At 71.9% G+C, this 1519-nt stretch carries 1 protein-coding gene; it reads left to right on the forward strand.

The window, feature by feature from the left end; translation table 11 throughout:
- Nucleotides 1-91: 91 nt before the first annotated feature.
- Nucleotides 92-1459, forward strand: coding sequence for an IS481 family transposase (locus KIH73_RS10735; RefSeq protein ID WP_219083373.1), 1368 nt, complete (start codon nt 92-94; stop codon nt 1457-1459).
- Nucleotides 1460-1519 lie beyond the last annotated feature (60 nt).

Here is a 1519-nt window from a genome sequence, read left to right on the forward strand (position 1 = left end):
TGTCTTGTTTCGGCGGATGGTTGACGGGTGTCTTGGGGCATGGTTGACGCTTGTCCTGGGGCATGGTTGACGGTGGTGGTGTGGTTGTGTCATGGATACACAACGACAGCATCCCGGCGTGCACGCCGGTGGGAATGTTCCGGGAAAGCCGGCGGGAACGTCCGGCGTGGATGCCGGGTCGACGGCCGCGGCGCGCGGCGGGTTCCTGCGCAACAGGGCGATCGTCACGGCGGTCGACGGGGGCGAGCCGGTCTGCCGCGTGGCGGAGCGCTACGGGGTCAGCCGCCAGTGGGCGCACGAGCTGGTCCGCCGGTGGCGGCGGGAGGGCGAGGCGGGGCTGCTGCCGCGCCCGCGCGCCGCCCGCAGGATCGCCAACAGGACCGACCCGGCCCTCGCCGCCCGGATCGTCGCGCTGCGGGAGCGGCTGGCGGGCGAGGGCCTGGACGCGGGCGCGCGTTCGATCGCGGCCCGCCTGCACAGGGAGGGCGTGCGCCCTCCCGCGCCCTCCACGATCCACCGGATCCTGCGGGACGCGGGCCTGGTGGCCCCCGAGCCGAGGAAACGGCCCCGCTCCTCGTACGTGAGGTTCGAGGCCGGGCTGCCCAACGAGCTGTGGCAGTCGGACTTCACCCACTGGCCCCTGACGGCGGTATCGGACGCGCTCGTCCTGTCCTGGCTCGACGACCACTCCCGCTACCTGCTGTACACGCGCGCGTTCGCCTCGATCACCATGGGCACCGTCGAGGACTCGTTCCTCGACGCGTGCAGGGAGCACGGCGTCCCGGCGGGGATCCTGACGGACAACGGGACCGTGTACACCACCCGGCTCGTGGGCGCCGGGCCCGGGCACTTCCAGACCACGCTCGCCCTGATGGGCGTGCGCCAGCACAACGGCAGGCCCTACCACCCCCAGACCCAGGGCAAGATCGAACGCTGGCACCGCACCCTCAAGCAATGGCTGGCCGCCCGTCCCCTCGCCCCCTCGCTCGACGCGCTGAACGGGCAGCTGGACGAGTTCCGCCGCATATACAACGAGGAACGCCCCCACCGCGCCCTGGACCGCAGGACACCGGGCGAGGCGTACCGGGCACGCGACAAGGCGACCCCCGACCCCGAACTCGCCGCCCGCGCCCAGGCCGACGCCGGACGGCGCGGACCCCGGACGGGAGGGAAACCCCGGCACACGCCGGCCCACACCCACCAGGCCCCCGACGTCGACCTGCCCGCCAGGACCCGCAGGCTCGACGGCAACGGCACGGTGAAGACCCGGAACATCGCCGGCGCGCCCAGGACCTTCACCGCGGGCAGGGCCAACGCCGGACGCCCCGTCATCCTCGCCATCGACCACGGACAGGTCACCATCACCGACGCCGGGACCGGCGAGATCCTCGTCGACCAGCCACTCGACCCCACCCGCAACTACCAACCCATCATCCCCCACCCCAACCGTCAACCATGACCCAGGACAGAAGTAAACCATGCCCCAAGACACCCGACAACCATGCCCCAAGACATTACA

It is taken from the genome of Bifidobacterium phasiani, assembly GCF_019331775.1.
Lineage (GTDB): Bacteria > Actinomycetota > Actinomycetes > Actinomycetales > Bifidobacteriaceae > Bifidobacterium > Bifidobacterium phasiani.

What these genes read in the sequence shown, in the direction of transcription:
- KIH73_RS10735 (WP_219083373.1), top strand. Translation starts at nt 92, where the DNA reads ATGGATACACAACGACAGCATCCCGGCGTGCACGCCGGTGGGAATGTT.